The sequence below is a fragment of the Parabacteroides sp. AF17-3 genome, from assembly GCF_003635445.1.
GTDB classification, from domain to species: domain Bacteria; phylum Bacteroidota; class Bacteroidia; order Bacteroidales; family Tannerellaceae; genus Parabacteroides; species Parabacteroides goldsteinii.
On sequence record NZ_QTMM01000008.1, the window covers coordinates 118,472 to 132,709 of the forward strand.

Here is a 14,238-nt window from a genome sequence, read left to right on the forward strand (position 1 = left end):
ATTGCATAGTTTCGCTTTCGTTGTAAGGCTTTTGATTGAAGTTATCATATAATATGAATTAAAATTAGCTAACATGAAAACGATTACATTATCAAGATTGAACAGACCATTTTTATTAAGGAGATTATTAACTATTACCTGTACTATCCTTTCTGTACTAATCCTGTTTGCGGCTTGCAGCGATGATGACGAGCCGTGTCCGTCACAACATCCGCAGGTGGCAGTTTGTTTGAAAAGCCAGACAAACAGTTGGCGTACAGCCCTGAGTTATTATGCCACAAATCAGTTGGAATCGAAAGGGCTGAGTTATGCGACTTATGTAGCCAAAGACAAAGTACAGCAGGCGAACCAGATTCGTATGGCAGTGGAATCAGGCTGTCAGATACTGGTGGTCGCTCCCGAAGGTATTGCCAAGGATGCACTTGATGTCGCTTTCTCGGCAGGGATTCCGGTCATTATGTTTGAATACGGAGTGACTGATGGCTATACCGCGTTGGTACAGGGGGACAATGCGGCTGCCGGTAAAAATGCCGCAGAGTATGTCGCCTCGAAAGGAGCCGGTCATGCAGTGGCTTTTAAGATTACACAAGACCCAGCGTCGAGTGATGCCCGTGTAGATGCTTTTACAGAGGAACTGAAATCCAAATCACCTTCAACGCAGGTGACTACACAGACTCTTTCATTATATACCAGCGCTGACGGCAAGGAAGCCGCAGACCGTATCCTGGCCGATGATCCGTCGGTGGATGCTTTTTATGCCCAGGATGACGAGGTGGCATCGGGTGTAATCGAGGCCATCAATGAATCCGGCCGCAATGATATCAAGGTCGTTGTCGGTTGTGGCGGGTCGCAGGCTTTCTTCTCATTGATACTTTCTACAACGGTCACGGATGTTGCGACTACGCTTTATTCGCCGTCCATGATTACCAAATGCATAGACTTGGCTGATGATGTGCTGAAAGGCAAAACGATTGAGGAAAAACAGATTGTAATGCCGGCGACAGTCGTAAACAAGGATAATGTCCGGGAATATCAGGATAGCAACTCTCCTTATTGAGTTGCTTGGGTTTCCGGTTCGGGCGCAGGATTAGCAGATTCTTTCTGTTAATTCTGCGCTTGAGTAACAGGGTTTCTCTATAAATCCTTATATTTGCCCATCACCAATAAAAAGACAATCGATATGACGACAAAGCCTTATAGCACAGACGAAACTCTACAGTCTCAGCCCGTCTCCGAACCTGCTGTTTCTTATGGTCTGCCACAGGATACCGCCAGCCTGAAGCTGGCAGCAATCAATGAATTGATGAATATCTTCGACCCGGAGCGCCTTTCGCAGGCGGTTGATTATTTGCGGTCGCTGGGAAGGGAAGAGGTTAAGGAGTCTGTTCCGCCCTGTCAGTTTACCTCTCAGGAATTAAAAGCCGGTATAAGAATCGCTATGGAGCAGTCCCGTCAAGGACAGGGACTTACAAACGAAGAAATGCGTAATAGAAAACGGCCATGGAGAAGGGGATAAAATGGATGCCCTTTGCAATAGATTGCATAGACAGAATTTGCCTCTTTCTGGCAGAGAAGAGTCCTTCTGCTGCTGATAGATTGGACACCGCTTTTTATGAGGCCGTTACACCTCTTCTTACTTTTCCCGAGGCAGGTCAGCCGGAACCTGTTTTAGAAAAAGAAGAGGAAGAGTATCGTTATTTAGTTGTAGAACATCACTATAAACTAATCTACTGTGTGAAGAGTGATTGTATAGAAATTGTTGCAGCCTGGGATTGTCGGCGTGACCCTTATTTCCTGGAGCATCTGTTTCTTTAATCAAATCAATCCCCATATAACCTTTATCACCTCCGGAATAGAAGCCTCTACTTCCGGAGTCAGTTCCATATTGACCTCGTTCAGGTTGGCGGCGGAGACGACAATCAGATGTACTTCCGGCAGGTCGCCGGTCAGAATCATTGTTTCAATCATGTCGCGGAGACCTATTTCGTGTGCACTCATCAACGGAGGATAATCGCTGGCGTATTTCGGACAGATGAGACGGACGGTGCCCGGAGGATTGCTGTCGAGGGTGGCGTCTACCATGATGATATGGTCGTAACCAGTGAGCCAGCTGATAAGATGCAAACCTCCCGTCCCGCCATCCATCAGGGTGACGTGGGCGGGAAGCGTTTCTTTCTCCAGGGCGCGGATGACGTGTATACCGACCCCTTCATCTTTCAGCAACAAGTTGCCGACACCTAATATAAGAGTTTTCTTTTCCATTATTTGCTTTTCTTTGCCGCCTTTGTGATTGTTTCGGCTGTCTCTGTTATTTCTTCCTTGTCGGCTATCTCTTCTTCGATGAACTTCCAGCCACCGATGATGGAGGAGGTTTCACCGCGCTGTTCGATGTAGTCGTGGTAGAATACCAGATATACATGGACGATGGCGAACAGGATGAAGAACCACATCAGGAAATGATGTATCTGCCGCGCCATCAGGTCGCCGCCCATCAACGGGACGGTCCAGGCAAACAGCTGGGGGAAGGCAGACTGGCTCATTTTGGCATACAGCCCGAAACCCGTAATGCTTTGCAGCAGGAAGGCCCAGAACGTGCCGAAATAGATTAAGCTCGCCAGCGCATTATGCCCGATACTGTCGACCGGCTTGTTCTTTATCATCAGTATATCGACTTTGATTACCTCCAATACTTCCTGCCATTGCGATTTCTTCAACGGGATGAAGTTGTTCCAGCGGGCAAAGCGGTTTCCCACGAATCCCCAATACAGGCGGAACACGAAGTTGAAGAAAAACACGAATGCCGTTACAAAGTGGATGAAACGGACCACGCCGAACCAATAGCTGAAATAGGCTTCCGAAGCATTCAGCATGGCCGGAGGGTCGGCAATGATAAACCCGGTAATGCAAAGTATGACGATGCACAATGCATTCACCCAGTGGTAAATACGTACGGGCAACTCCCATACGTATACTTCTCTCAGACGTTTCTTACGACTTTTCATAGCAATACTTTTTAAAACGTATCCATTTGGTGCACATACTTCCCTTCCTCGTCATACAGGTGTACGGCACAGGCCAAGCACGGGTCGAAGGAATGGATGGTCCGGAGGATTTCAAGCGGTTGATTGGCATCGTGTATCGGTGTGCCTATCAAGGCTGATTCGTAGGGTGACAGGTTGCCGTTCTCGTCTCTCGGCGAAGCGTTCCAGGTGGTCGGGACTACCATCTGATAGTTCTTCATCCGGTTGTTCTCGATGACGGCGAAATGAGCCAGTGCGCCGCGCGGAGCTTCGCAGAGGCCGACCCCTTGCGCCTGTTTCGGCCAGTTCTCGTTTTCCCACATGACCGGGTTGGCCATGCGCGAGTCGCCATTTTCCAGGTTCTTCATCAACTGGTCGAAAAACTCGAGCGACCATTGAGCGACCAACTGGGTTTCGATGCCGCGGGCAGCGGTGCGGCCCAGGGTGGAGAAGAGGGCGGAGGCGGGGAGGTCGAGTGCCTTCAGCACATTGTCGACAGCCGTTTTCTGCGGTTCCTTTCCGGCGGCATAGGCTACGACGAGACGGGCCAGCGGGCCGACTTCCATAGCATGCCCTTTCCAGCGGGGCGTTTTAATCCAGCTATATTTATCGTCTACGTTCAGATGCTTGTAGGGCGGTTTCGGACCGGTATATTCGAGGTTCGTTTCTCCTTCGTACGGATGGAGACCGGCTTTATCGCCTTCGGTGTATTTGTACCAGGAGTGGTAGATATATTCTTTGATTTCCTCCGGCGAGTTAGCGTCTACCGGATGAACCTTGCTCAGGTCGCGGTCGAGGACGATGCCGCGCGGACTCATGTAATCTTCTACACTGGCGTATCCATGCAGGGGGAAATCACCGTAGGAAAGGTAATTGCTTACACCGCCGCCTATCTTGCTCCATTCGTCTTTATATACGCCGGCAATCATCAGGAGGTCGGGGATATACACCTGGTCGATGAAATCCTTGCCTTCCTGCAACTTCTGTTTCACCAGTGTGAGACGTTCGGCATTGATGGCGTTCGCCTCGTTCAGGTCGATGCTGCACGGCATACCGCCGACCAGGAAGTTGGGATGCGGGTTCTTTCCGCCGAAGACGGCATGTACTTTGACAATCTCTTTTTGCCATTCCAATGCTTCGAGGTAATGGATGGTGGCAATCAGGTTTTGCTCCGGCGTCAGTTTGTAGGCCGGGTGCCCCCAATACCCGTTGGCGAAGATGCCCAGTTGACCGCTGGCGACGAACTTCTTGAGCTTGTTTTGCATTTCGGTAAAATAGCCTTCCGTGTTTTTGGGCCACGGCGACAGCTGCTGGGCGAGGAGGGCGGCCGCTTTCGGGTCTGCCTTGAGGCCGGAAACAATGTCGACCCAGTCGAGGGCATGCAACTGGTAGAAATGCACCGTATGGTCGTGCATGTAGAGCACCGCTTCCATGATGTTGCGCACCATTTCGGCATTGGGCGGAACACTGATGCCGAGCGTATTCTCAACGGCGCGAACCGAGCAAAGCGAGTGGATGGAGGTACACACGCCGCAAACACGGCCTACGAACACCCAGGCATCGCGCGGGTCGCGGTCGCGTACTATGTTTTCGATTCCACGTACCATCGTACCGGAACTGTATGCATCTTTTATTTTGCCATTTTCGATGGCTGCCTCTACCCGGAGATGACCTTCGATACGGGTAATAGGGTCTATAACGATTCTTTCAGACATGGTGTTGCTAATTTAGTTAGATGGTAGATTTGCTTTCCGGTTCTTCGTTGTCGATCAGTTTCTTCTTCCGGATGTTGGTGGCTACGGCATGGACGGCGATGCCGGCTGCTGTCGCGGCTCCCAGGGCAAGGCCAATCTGGTCGGCCGTCGCTTCGATGCCGAACCCGTGTACGTCGGGCATCCGTTTATAGAACGGGCTGTTGTCCCAGAAGTTTTCTTCGCTGCAACCGAGGCAGGGGTGCCCGCTCTGGATAGGGTAGCTTGTCCCTTCGTTCCATTTGATGATACCGCAGGAGTTGTAGGTGCTCGGCCCTTTGCATCCCACTTTGTAAAGGCAATACCCATGCTTGGCGTTCTCGTCGTCGAAGCTCTCCACGAAGAGGCCGGCGTCGAAGTTGGCACGGCGGTAGCAGGTGTCGTGCACGCGGCGTGAATAGAACATCTTCGGACGTCCCAACCCGTCGAGTTGCGGCATACGCTCGAATGTCAACATATAGATGATTACACCTGCCATGACGTCGGCGATAGGCGGGCAGCCTTGTACGTTGATGATTGGTTTCCCCTTGATAACCTTATGGATCGCTTTTGCGCCGGTCGGGTTCGGGTTGGCCGCCTGCACGCAACCGGCACATGCGCAGTTTCCCCAGGCGATGATGGCTTTGGCGCCTTCGGCAGCCTCGCGGGTGATTTGCAGGGCACTTTTGCCGCCGACACAGCAATAACCTTCGTCTTTCGTCGGAATCGAACCTTCAATCATAAGCAGGTATTCACCTTTATATTTCTTCATGGTCTCTTCCTTGGCAGCTTCGGCCTGTTCGCCGGCGGCAGCCATCAGGGTTTCCGTATAATCGAGTGAGATTTTGTCGAGAAGCAGGGTCGCCACGATAGGGTGGGCGGCACGGATGAACGATTCCGTACAGCAGGTGCATTCTTGCAGGTGAAGCCAGATGACCGGCAGGCGCGGCTTGGTTTCGAGCGCGTTGACAACCTGGGCAACACCGGAGGCTTCCAATCCCATAAAGGCGGCCATGGTGGTACAGAATTTCAGGAAATCCCTTCGGGAGATGCCTTTCTGCCGGCATTCCTCGTAGACGGTTGGTCTTTTGTTATCCATATTTTCGTAATTTATTGGTTTCTTTGTTTTCTTCCGATGACTGGAACAGTACTCTTCCGATAGTCGGAACAACACTCTTCCGATGGTAGGAACAGTGCTTTTCCGATAGTCGGAATAACGCTCTTCCGATAGTCGGAAATTTCAGCAGATACGCGGCAGCTGTTCGCCGCTCAGCATATCGACTATCCGGTAGTTGCCGTAAAGTGTCCTCATCTTCACCACTGCGTTGCCTTTCTTTTCCACCCGTCCGATGACGGTAGCCTTTTCTCCCTCCGGGAAACTGCGCATGACGACCAGTGCTTCTTCCGCCAGTGCTTCGGGGAGGATGACCAGCACCAGCCCTTCGTTGGCGACATACAGCGGGTCGAGTCCCAGTATCTCCGAAGCGCCTCTTACGGCATCGGGGATGGGGAGGGCCGCTTCGTCCAGTATGATTTCAACGTTGGCCGCTTTCGCAATTTCGTTCAGTGTTCCGCTCACCCCGCCACGTGTCGGGTCGCGGAGCACATGGACTTCCTCTATATTTTTTAACAACCGGGAGAGCATATTGTTTAACGAAACGGTATCACTTTTCAGATTTGTTTCGAATCCGAGGCTTTCGCGGGCGGAAAGGATGGTGATGCCATGCGCTCCGATAGGACCGCTGCAAATCACTGCGTCTCCGGGTTGTACGCGGTCGGGGGCGATGCGGATGCTTTCGGCGACGACTCCGATGCCGCTGGTATTGATAAAGAGTTTGTCGCATTTGCCACGTTCCACCACCTTGGTATCACCGGCGACAATCTGCACGCCGGCTTTGTTGGCCGCCTTCCTCATGGACTGCACGATGCGTTGCAGGTCGGCAAGCGGCAGGCCCTCTTCGAGTATGAACCCGGCAGTGAGGTAAAGCGGACGGGCACCGCAGCAGGCAAGGTCGTTCACCGTCCCGTTCACCGCCAGGTCGCCGATATCGCCTCCGGGAAAGAAAATCGGGTCGACCACGAAAGAGTCGGTCGAACATGCCATACGCCCTTCCTGAACGGGAAATACGCAGCCATCGTGGTCCTGTTCCAGCAACGGGTTGCGGAAGGCGGGGTAGAAGATGTTGCTTATCAGTTGATGCGTCATCCTCCCGCCACCGCCATGCGCCATCAGCACACAGTCGGCATCGTTCAACGGTATCGGGCAGTTAAAATCTTCGTTCTTCATAATCATTATTATCATATTTGAACTATCTTGTCCCCGTGCTTGACACGGGGCCGCAAAGGAGCAGGCTGTATCAAAAGATACATATAGGAAACGGTCTATGCCTCTGCGATCCCGTGTCAAGCACGGGAACGGGATAGTTCATATTTTTCTATATTTATAGTAAGCCGCACAAACTCCTTCCGACGAAACCATCGGTGCACCTTTCGGGCGTTCCGGCGAACAACCCTTTCCGAAGAAAGGGCAGTCGGCGGGTTGCTTCACGCCCCGCATGATGTCTCCGGCAATACATTCGGATGGGATTTCTGTTCCATTCGGATGGAATGGGAATTTCTCCCGGGAGGAATAGGCTGCATATGTTTTCTTTAATCGTAAACCGCTGTGGGGAATGACGCCGATGCCCCGCCACTCCTGGTCGCATGCCTCGAGCGTTTCGTCCATCAACGCGCGGGCGGCCGGGTTACCCGTTTCGGGGACGGCACGCCGGTAGGCATTCTCGACAATGTGGCTTCCGCCTTCCAACTGGAGCAGGCAACGATAAATGCCGTATAGCAGGTCGACCGGCTCGAAGCCTGTGACGACCATCGGTGTTTTATATTGTTCGGCCAGCTTGTGGTAAGCAGAGTTTCCGGTGATGGCACAGACGTGTCCGGCGGTCAAAAATCCGTCTACCTTACTTCCCGGGTCCGAAAGAATCGCGTCTATGGCCGGAGGAACTGTGAACAGCGACGTGAGCAACGAGAAATTGCTTAACTTTCGCCGTTGTGCCTCTTTTAACGCCATCATATGAACAGGGGCGGTTGTTTCAAAGCCAATGGCGAAAAAGACAACTTCTTTCTTCGGATTTGTTTCCGCCAGTTCGATCGCATCGAGCGGGGAATAAAGCATTCGAACATCTGCACCGTGTGCTTTTGCCTGTAATAAATCTTCTTTTGTGCCCGGCACACGCATCATGTCACCAAACGAAGCCAGAATAATATCGGATTGTCCCGCCAATTCAAGTGCCTGGTCAATCAGACTAACCGGAGTCACACAAACCGGGCATCCCGGCCCGTGAAGTAGCCGGATTTCCTGTGGCAGCATCTCTTCCAGGCGGTAACGGGCAATGGCATGGGTTTGCCCGCCGCATATCTCCATGATGTGCCACGGCCGGGTCGTTACCTTTCGGATAGCCCGCAGGAGTGCCTGTACCTGTTCGTTATTTCTATATTCATCGACGTACTTCATAAGCGTTGGAGTTTCTTTAAATCTTCCAGTGTTTCTTCTGCCTCTTGTGCATTCACTACGGAGATCGCCATTCCGGCATGGGCAAGGATATAATCGCCTTCCGTCACATCGACCCATTGGATGCAAATGTTTTTGGTGATGCCGCTAAAGTCAACTCTGGCCATGGCCAGCTCAGGCTCGGAACGGTCTATGCTTATAATTTTACCAGGTATTGCCAGACACATAAGCTGATTTGTTTTTTATTAACAACTCCAAAAGTAGGCAATATGTTTGGGAAAAGGTGTGTTAAATGATACATATTATCTATTAATTTATAGATAAAAGTTATCTCTATTGTTGCCGGGTTCGGTTGTTTGTTAAACTTAAACCCTCTATATTTGTGAGCATAGTAAAACAAACAGTGTGAGAATATCGATATTGACAATCCGTGGGTTAGTGCAAGGCGTTGGCTTTCGTCCTTTTATCTATCGTATAGCAAATGAGATGAAGATAAAAGGTGAGGTCGGTAACCGGAATAACGGAGTGTCGATCCGTGCGATCCTGACTCCGGAGCAGCGGGAACTTTTTATTTCCCGGATCAGAAATGAGCATCCGGCAGTTGCTTCGATCCATAGTGTTCAATGGGAAGAAGCCGATGTTGCAGATACGGATTATCCGGATTTTATGATTACACCCAGCCGTTCCGATTCGGAGGAGGTGACGCAGGTGGCGCCCGATATCGCTGTTTGTCCCGAATGCCTTTCCGACCGGATGAGGCAGCCGCATCGCCTGCGTTATCCTTTTATCAACTGTACGCATTGCGGTCCCCGTTTCTCCATCATCCGCGATTTGCCTTACGACCGGAAGCAGACCACGATGACCGCCTTTGCCATGTGTCCCGACTGCCGGAGGGAATACACGACGGTAAGCGATCGCCGTTTCCATGCACAGCCTGTGGCCTGCAATCATTGCGGGCCTTTCTATTATGCCATATATAGTAATGTAAAGATAAAGGAGTACGATAAGTTGCTGGACCTGTCCGTCCGCCTGCTTCGTGAAGGCGAAGTGATAGCGGCGAAAGGCATTGGTGGCTATCATCTGATATGCGATGCCCTGAACGGGGAGGCGGTGGCACGTTTGCGGGCGATAAAGCAGCGTGACAGCAAGCCTTTTGCCGTTATGTTCCGCGATATGGAACATTTGCGGCATTATGCGGAGGCGGGTCCGGTCGAAGAAGACTGTCTGTCTTCCTGGCGCCGCCCGATTGTCTTGCTGAAACAAAAGAAAGCACTGGCGGACGATATAAACCGCGGCATGCGGACCTTGGGCTGTATGTTGCCTTATATGCCGTTACATGAGGATTGGTTTGCCGCCCTCGACACACCGGCCCTGGTGATGACGAGCGGCAACCTGAGCGATTACCCTATTGCCATAACTCCGGACGAAGCCGCGGAGCAGTTGTCCGGAAAAGTTGCTCTCCTGCTTCATCATAACAGGGATATTCATAACCGGGTGGACGATTCAGTCCTTCAGGTTTGCGGCGGGCAACCTTGCCTGGTGCGCCGTTCGCGCGGCTATGTACCGGAGCCATTCTTTGCCGACATTCCCGTGGAAGGTATCCTGGCTTTCGGTGCGGAGAAAGTAAATACGTTTGCCCTGGGAAAAGGGGATACCATTCTGCAAAGCCAGTATATCGGTGACCTGAAGAACTGGGAGACATTCAGCTTCTACACGGAATCGCTGGACCGCTTCCGGCATCTTTTTCGTTTTACCCCTTCTGTACTGGCTTGCGATATGCATCCTGATTATCTCTCATCGCAGGAAGCGGAGCGCGTCGCCGCACGTACCGGATTGCCTCTGCTGAAAATACAACATCATCACGCCCATGCGGCAGCCTGCATGTTGGAATATGGCTTGCATGAGAAAGTGGTTGCCATCGTCCTGGACGGGACGGGGCTGGGTGACGACGGAAAGGTCTGGGGAGGTGAGTTCTTCCTCTGCGACCGCAAAGAGTACCGCCGCCTCTCGCATTTTGAATATGTCCCGCTGCCCGGTGGCGATAAGGCGGCAGTGGAACCCTGGCGGATGGCCGTCGCTTATCTGTGGCATTATTGGGGAGATTCCGCCTGTTTCCCGGAAGGCTTTTCCGAACGGGTAGGTGCGGATAAAATCCGCCTGCTGATGACGATGATGGAGAGAGGAGTCAATACGCCCTATACCTCGGGTGCCGGCCGGCTGTTTGATGCCGTCGCCTCCCTCTTGGGGTTGTGCGACGTGTCGACCCATCAGGCCGAGGCTCCTGTAAAACTGGAGCAGGCAGCCGGCAGTGAACAGTCGGCGCGTTATCCGGTTATAATAAAGGAAGGTGTTATATCCTTCCGCCCCTTGTTTGAGGGACTGTTGAACGATTGGGCTTCCGGAGTCTCCGTCGGTGACCTGGCTGCCCGGTTCCATAATACGATGGCTTTCCTGCTGCTCGACGAGGCCGCACGCCATCTGCAACAGACCGGAGCGACCCGCGTGGTTATCTCCGGCGGCTGTTTTCAAAATAAAAGGTTGACGGAACAGTTGCAACGTTTATTTGCCGCAAAAGGTATCCCGTTGTATGTCCCGGGCCGTATACCATGTAATGACGGGGGAGTTGCCGTCGGCCAGCTGGCCATTGCCGCTTCCCGGAATAAAAAAGACTGATTATGCACGAAATGTCTATTGCACAGAGTATCGTAGAACTGGCCGAAGAACAGGCGCGAAGCCGTCATTCGGAAGCCGTCGAGGAACTGGAACTGGAAATCGGCCGCCTGGCGGGTGTGGAATTGCATACGCTTGATTTCGCACTGGAAAGCGCGGTGAAAGGTTCCCTGCTCGAACATGCTTCGATTGTTCGCCATATCATTGACGGCGAGGGCATGTGTACCGGTTGCGGGCAGACTTTCCCGATGGAGACTCTGTTCACGCCTTGCCCGGCATGCGGTTCCTATTGTGTTAAAATCATTAAAGGAAAAGAACTTCGTGTAAAATCTATTGTTATTAAATAATAAATACAAAACGCTTATGTGTGGAACTTGCGGGTGTGGAGAACACCATCATCATGAACACGACCATCATCATGAACATCATCATCACCATCACGATGAGGATAAGGTAATAACTCTTGAACAGGATATACTCCGGCGGAACAATCTGCTGGCGGAGCGCAACCGCGGTTATTTTGAGGCAAAGGAAATCTTCTGCCTGAACCTGATGAGTTCGCCCGGTTCCGGAAAGACTACGTTGCTGGAGGAAACCGTGTGCCGCCTGAAAGGCAAACTCCCTTTGTATGTCGTCGAGGGAGACCAACAGACTTCTAATGATGCCGACCGCATTGCCGCACTGGATATTCCCGTTTTCCAGGTCAACACCGGGACCGGCTGCCATCTGGAAGCCGATATGGTGAACCACGCTGTCAAACATCTGGCGCCGGCCAATCACTCGATACTTTTTATAGAGAACGTCGGCAACCTTGTTTGTCCTGCCATGTTCGACCTGGGCGAAGCAAAGAAAGTCGTTATCGTTAGCACGACCGAAGGTGACGATAAGCCGTTGAAATATCCGCATATCTTTGCAGAAGCCGATGTTTGCGTAATCAATAAGACAGACCTGGCACCTTATCTGAATACCGATATAGAGACCTTGAAGAGTAATGCTTTAAAGGTGAATCATCATTTGCAGGTGTTTGAAGTGTCGGCAACAAAAGGGGACGGCATGGATGCCTGGTGCGACTGGTTGTGCTCAGAATGTGCAAAATGTAAATAAATAACCCCTGTTTCGATGGATAAATGGATAAAAAAGCTATATTTGTTCCAGTTCAATGAATCAAAATAATCAAAGTGTTATGATTAACCGAGAATTAATCGACCCGAAGAGCATAGTCGTAGTAGGCGGCTCGAATAATGTACACAAGCCGGGTGGGCGTTTGGTACGAAATCTCCTTGATGGTAAATATAAAGGAGAACTGTATGTCGTGAATGCCAGGGAAGACGACGTGCAAGGTCTGAAATCGTATCATTCCGTGCAGGATATTCCGGATACGGAAATGGCTATCATATCGATTCCCGGTCCTTCATGTCCCGAAGCTGTTGATATCCTGGCTAAACAGAAGAATGTAAAAGCATTTATTGTGGTTTCCGCCGGTTTTGGCGAAGAGACTCACGAGGGGGCTATCCTCGAAAATCAGATGCTGGATAGTGTGAACGAAGCAGGTGCCTCCATGATTGGTCCAAACTGTATCGGACTGATGAATATGAATTTTCATGGAGTGTTTACACAGCCTATCCCCGAATTTCATCCCGACGGAGTCGACTTTGTCTCCAGTTCCGGCGGTACGGCGCTTTTCATCATTGAATCGGCATTGACAAAAGGCTTGCGTTTCTCCTCTGTATGGTCGGTTGGCAACTCCAGGCAGATTGGGGTAGAAGAGGTGATTGAGTATATGGACCGTAACTTTGACCCTGTGCTCGATTCCAAAATCAAGATGCTTTATATCGAACAAATTAAGAATCCTGATAAATTATTGTATCATGCCGCTTCGCTGATTCGCAAAGGCTGTCATATCGCAGCCATCAAAGCAGGAAGCACCGAATCGGGCAAGCGTGCTGCTTCCTCGCATACCGGTGCAATTGCCAGTTCGGATTCGGCGGTGGAGGCTCTGTTCCGTAAAGCCGGTATCGTACGTTGTTTCAGCCGTGAAGAGCTAACGACGGTTGCTTGTATTTTCACCTTGAAAGAGGTAAAAGGAAAAAACTGTGCAATCATTACACACGCCGGAGGTCCTGCCGTCATGTTGGCGGATGCTCTTTCCAAAGGCCGTCTGAATGTTCCCAACCTGGAAGGTCCGATAGCGACCGAGTTGAAATCCAAGTTATATCCCGGAGCAGCCGTTAGCAATCCGATTGATATTATCGGAACGGGAACACCGGAGCATCTGGCTACGGCAATAGACTTCTGTGAGAATAAGTTTGAGGAAGTCGATTTGATGATGGTTATTTTCGGAAGTCCCGGCCTGGTGAAACTATATGATACATACGAAGTGCTTCATAAAAAGATGGAAGAGTGTAAGAAACCAATCTTCCCGGTATTGCCTTCTATCGTAACTGCCGGCCCGGAAGTGCGCAGCTTTGTGAAAAAGGGACATGTGAATTTCTCGGACGAGGTGACTTTGGGTACGGCTCTTTCCCGTGTGATCAATACGCCGAAGCCGATGAGTACCGATATACAATTATATGGTGTCAATGTGCCCGAAGTGCGTCGTATCATTGACCAGTTGCCATCCAACGGTTATCTGGCTCCCGAACAGGTTCGCACACTGTTGGGTGCTGCCAATATCCCATTGGTGGAAGAGTTTACATCGACCGACAAAGACGAGTTGATTGCTTTTGCCAAACGTGTAAAATTCCCTGTTGTGGCAAAGGTGGTCGGTCCTGTACATAAAAGTGATATTGGCGGTGTAGCCCTGAATATCCGCAGTGAGGAGCACTTGTTGTTTGAGTTTGAACGTATGATGCGCCTGCCGGATGTGACGGCAATTATGGTACAGCCTATGCTGAAAGGGCAGGAGTTGTTCCTCGGGGCGAAGTATGAGGAAGGTTTCGGGCATGTAATCCTTTGCGGTCTGGGAGGTATTTTTGTCGAAGTACTGAAAGATGTTTCTTACGGTCTGGCTCCGTTATCCTATGACGAGACCTTTTCAATGATTCGTTCTTTACGCGGTTATCCGATTATTAAAGGTACACGCGGGCAGAAAGGTATCGACGAGCAACAATATGCAGATATTATAGTCCGTCTTTCTACTTTGCTCCGTTTTGCTTCTGAAATAAAAGAAATGGATATTAACCCGCTGGTTGCAACCGACCGGGGATTATTTGCGGTAGACGCCCGTATCCGGATAGAAAAATAATATCTCTGACAGATATTAATAAAAAGGGGAATTGAAACGTAAGCCTGTCGATTTGTTTCAATTCCC

14 protein-coding genes are annotated in these 14,238 nt (G+C 50.9%); 7 read left to right on the forward strand and 7 right to left on the reverse strand.

The genetic code is table 11. From position 1 onward, the window contains the following. Window positions 1-73 precede the first annotated feature (73 nt). From DWW91_RS12535 to DWW91_RS12545, 3 genes are all read left to right on the forward strand, one after another. Complete coding sequence (locus DWW91_RS12535) at window positions 74-1,057, forward strand: substrate-binding domain-containing protein (protein WP_122327923.1); 984 nt, start codon at window positions 74-76, stop codon at window positions 1,055-1,057. Between the two features lie 123 nt (window positions 1,058-1,180). Next, on the forward strand, window positions 1,181-1,516 hold the full coding sequence (locus DWW91_RS12540; protein ID WP_122327924.1) for a hypothetical protein: 336 nt from the start codon (window positions 1,181-1,183) through the stop codon (window positions 1,514-1,516). Then, on the forward strand, window positions 1,501-1,815 hold the full coding sequence (locus tag DWW91_RS12545) for a type II toxin-antitoxin system RelE/ParE family toxin (protein ID WP_007653236.1): 315 nt from the start codon (window positions 1,501-1,503) through the stop codon (window positions 1,813-1,815). Before DWW91_RS12540 ends, DWW91_RS12545 begins: the two co-directional genes overlap by 16 nt. Here DWW91_RS12545 and DWW91_RS12550 read toward each other — a convergent pair whose 3' ends face one another. From DWW91_RS12550 to DWW91_RS12580, 7 genes are all read right to left on the reverse strand, one after another. After that, window positions 1,816-2,262 (reverse strand): HyaD/HybD family hydrogenase maturation endopeptidase, encoded by a 447-nt coding sequence (locus DWW91_RS12550; protein ID WP_007653237.1) that lies wholly within the window; start codon window positions 2,260-2,262, stop codon window positions 1,816-1,818. Continuing rightward, a complete protein-coding gene (cybH, locus tag DWW91_RS12555) occupies window positions 2,262-3,002 on the reverse strand; it encodes a Ni/Fe-hydrogenase, b-type cytochrome subunit (protein ID WP_010803650.1) in 741 nt (246 codons plus the stop codon). The genes DWW91_RS12550 and cybH overlap by 1 nt, the downstream gene beginning before the upstream one ends. 11 nt (window positions 3,003-3,013) lie before the next feature. Beyond that, window positions 3,014-4,735, reverse strand: coding sequence for a nickel-dependent hydrogenase large subunit (locus DWW91_RS12560; RefSeq protein WP_122327925.1), 1,722 nt, complete (start codon window positions 4,733-4,735; stop codon window positions 3,014-3,016). A gap of 16 nt (window positions 4,736-4,751) precedes the next feature. Next, on the reverse strand, window positions 4,752-5,849 hold the full coding sequence (locus tag DWW91_RS12565; RefSeq protein ID WP_122327926.1) for a hydrogenase small subunit: 1,098 nt from the start codon (window positions 5,847-5,849) through the stop codon (window positions 4,752-4,754). A 141-nt stretch (window positions 5,850-5,990) separates the two neighbouring features. After that, complete coding sequence (gene hypE, locus DWW91_RS12570) at window positions 5,991-7,037, reverse strand: hydrogenase expression/formation protein HypE (RefSeq protein WP_122327927.1); 1,047 nt, start codon at window positions 7,035-7,037, stop codon at window positions 5,991-5,993. Window positions 7,038-7,175: 138 nt separating this feature from the next. Further along, entirely contained in the window at window positions 7,176-8,261 is a 1,086-nt protein-coding gene (gene hypD, locus DWW91_RS12575) for a hydrogenase formation protein HypD (RefSeq protein WP_010803646.1), read from the reverse strand. Continuing rightward, a complete protein-coding gene (locus DWW91_RS12580; protein WP_122327928.1) occupies window positions 8,258-8,485 on the reverse strand; it encodes a HypC/HybG/HupF family hydrogenase formation chaperone in 228 nt (75 codons plus the stop codon). The genes hypD and DWW91_RS12580 overlap by 4 nt, the downstream gene beginning before the upstream one ends. Window positions 8,486-8,663: 178 nt before the next feature. Here DWW91_RS12580 and hypF point away from each other — a divergent pair, with 178 nt between their 5' ends. From hypF to DWW91_RS12600, 4 genes are all read left to right on the forward strand, one after another. Further along, window positions 8,664-10,931 (forward strand): carbamoyltransferase HypF, encoded by a 2,268-nt coding sequence (hypF, locus tag DWW91_RS12585; protein WP_122327929.1) that lies wholly within the window; start codon window positions 8,664-8,666, stop codon window positions 10,929-10,931. Window positions 10,932-10,933: 2 nt separating this feature from the next. Then, window positions 10,934-11,275: a hydrogenase maturation nickel metallochaperone HypA gene (locus tag DWW91_RS12590; protein ID WP_007653250.1), complete on the forward strand. Its 342-nt coding sequence runs from the start codon at window positions 10,934-10,936 to the stop codon at window positions 11,273-11,275. Window positions 11,276-11,291: 16 nt separating this feature from the next. Beyond that, a complete protein-coding gene (hypB, locus tag DWW91_RS12595; protein ID WP_122327930.1) occupies window positions 11,292-12,032 on the forward strand; it encodes a hydrogenase nickel incorporation protein HypB in 741 nt (246 codons plus the stop codon). Window positions 12,033-12,111: 79 nt separating this feature from the next. Beyond that, a complete protein-coding gene (locus DWW91_RS12600; RefSeq protein WP_122327985.1) occupies window positions 12,112-14,172 on the forward strand; it encodes an acetate--CoA ligase family protein in 2,061 nt (686 codons plus the stop codon). Window positions 14,173-14,238 lie beyond the last annotated feature (66 nt).

Bases quoted from the DNA above. Each gene is read 5' to 3' on its own strand.
- DWW91_RS12535 (WP_122327923.1), top strand. From the start codon at position 74: ATGAAAACGATTACATTATCAAGATTGAACAGACCATTTTTATTAAGG.
- DWW91_RS12540 (WP_122327924.1), top strand. From the start codon at position 1,181: ATGACGACAAAGCCTTATAGCACAGACGAAACTCTACAGTCTCAGCCC.
- DWW91_RS12545 (WP_007653236.1), top strand. From the start codon at position 1,501: ATGGAGAAGGGGATAAAATGGATGCCCTTTGCAATAGATTGCATAGAC.
- DWW91_RS12550 (WP_007653237.1), bottom strand. From the start codon at position 2,262: ATGGAAAAGAAAACTCTTATATTAGGTGTCGGCAACTTGTTGCTGAAA.
- cybH (WP_010803650.1), bottom strand. From the start codon at position 3,002: ATGAAAAGTCGTAAGAAACGTCTGAGAGAAGTATACGTATGGGAGTTG.
- DWW91_RS12560 (WP_122327925.1), bottom strand. From the start codon at position 4,735: ATGTCTGAAAGAATCGTTATAGACCCTATTACCCGTATCGAAGGTCAT.
- DWW91_RS12565 (WP_122327926.1), bottom strand. From the start codon at position 5,849: ATGGATAACAAAAGACCAACCGTCTACGAGGAATGCCGGCAGAAAGGC.
- hypE (WP_122327927.1), bottom strand. From the start codon at position 7,037: ATGAAGAACGAAGATTTTAACTGCCCGATACCGTTGAACGATGCCGAC.
- hypD (WP_010803646.1), bottom strand. From the start codon at position 8,261: ATGAAGTACGTCGATGAATATAGAAATAACGAACAGGTACAGGCACTC.
- DWW91_RS12580 (WP_122327928.1), bottom strand. From the start codon at position 8,485: ATGTGTCTGGCAATACCTGGTAAAATTATAAGCATAGACCGTTCCGAG.
- DWW91_RS12590 (WP_007653250.1), top strand. From the start codon at position 10,934: ATGCACGAAATGTCTATTGCACAGAGTATCGTAGAACTGGCCGAAGAA.
- hypB (WP_122327930.1), top strand. From the start codon at position 11,292: ATGTGTGGAACTTGCGGGTGTGGAGAACACCATCATCATGAACACGAC.
- DWW91_RS12600 (WP_122327985.1), top strand. From the start codon at position 12,112: ATGATTAACCGAGAATTAATCGACCCGAAGAGCATAGTCGTAGTAGGC.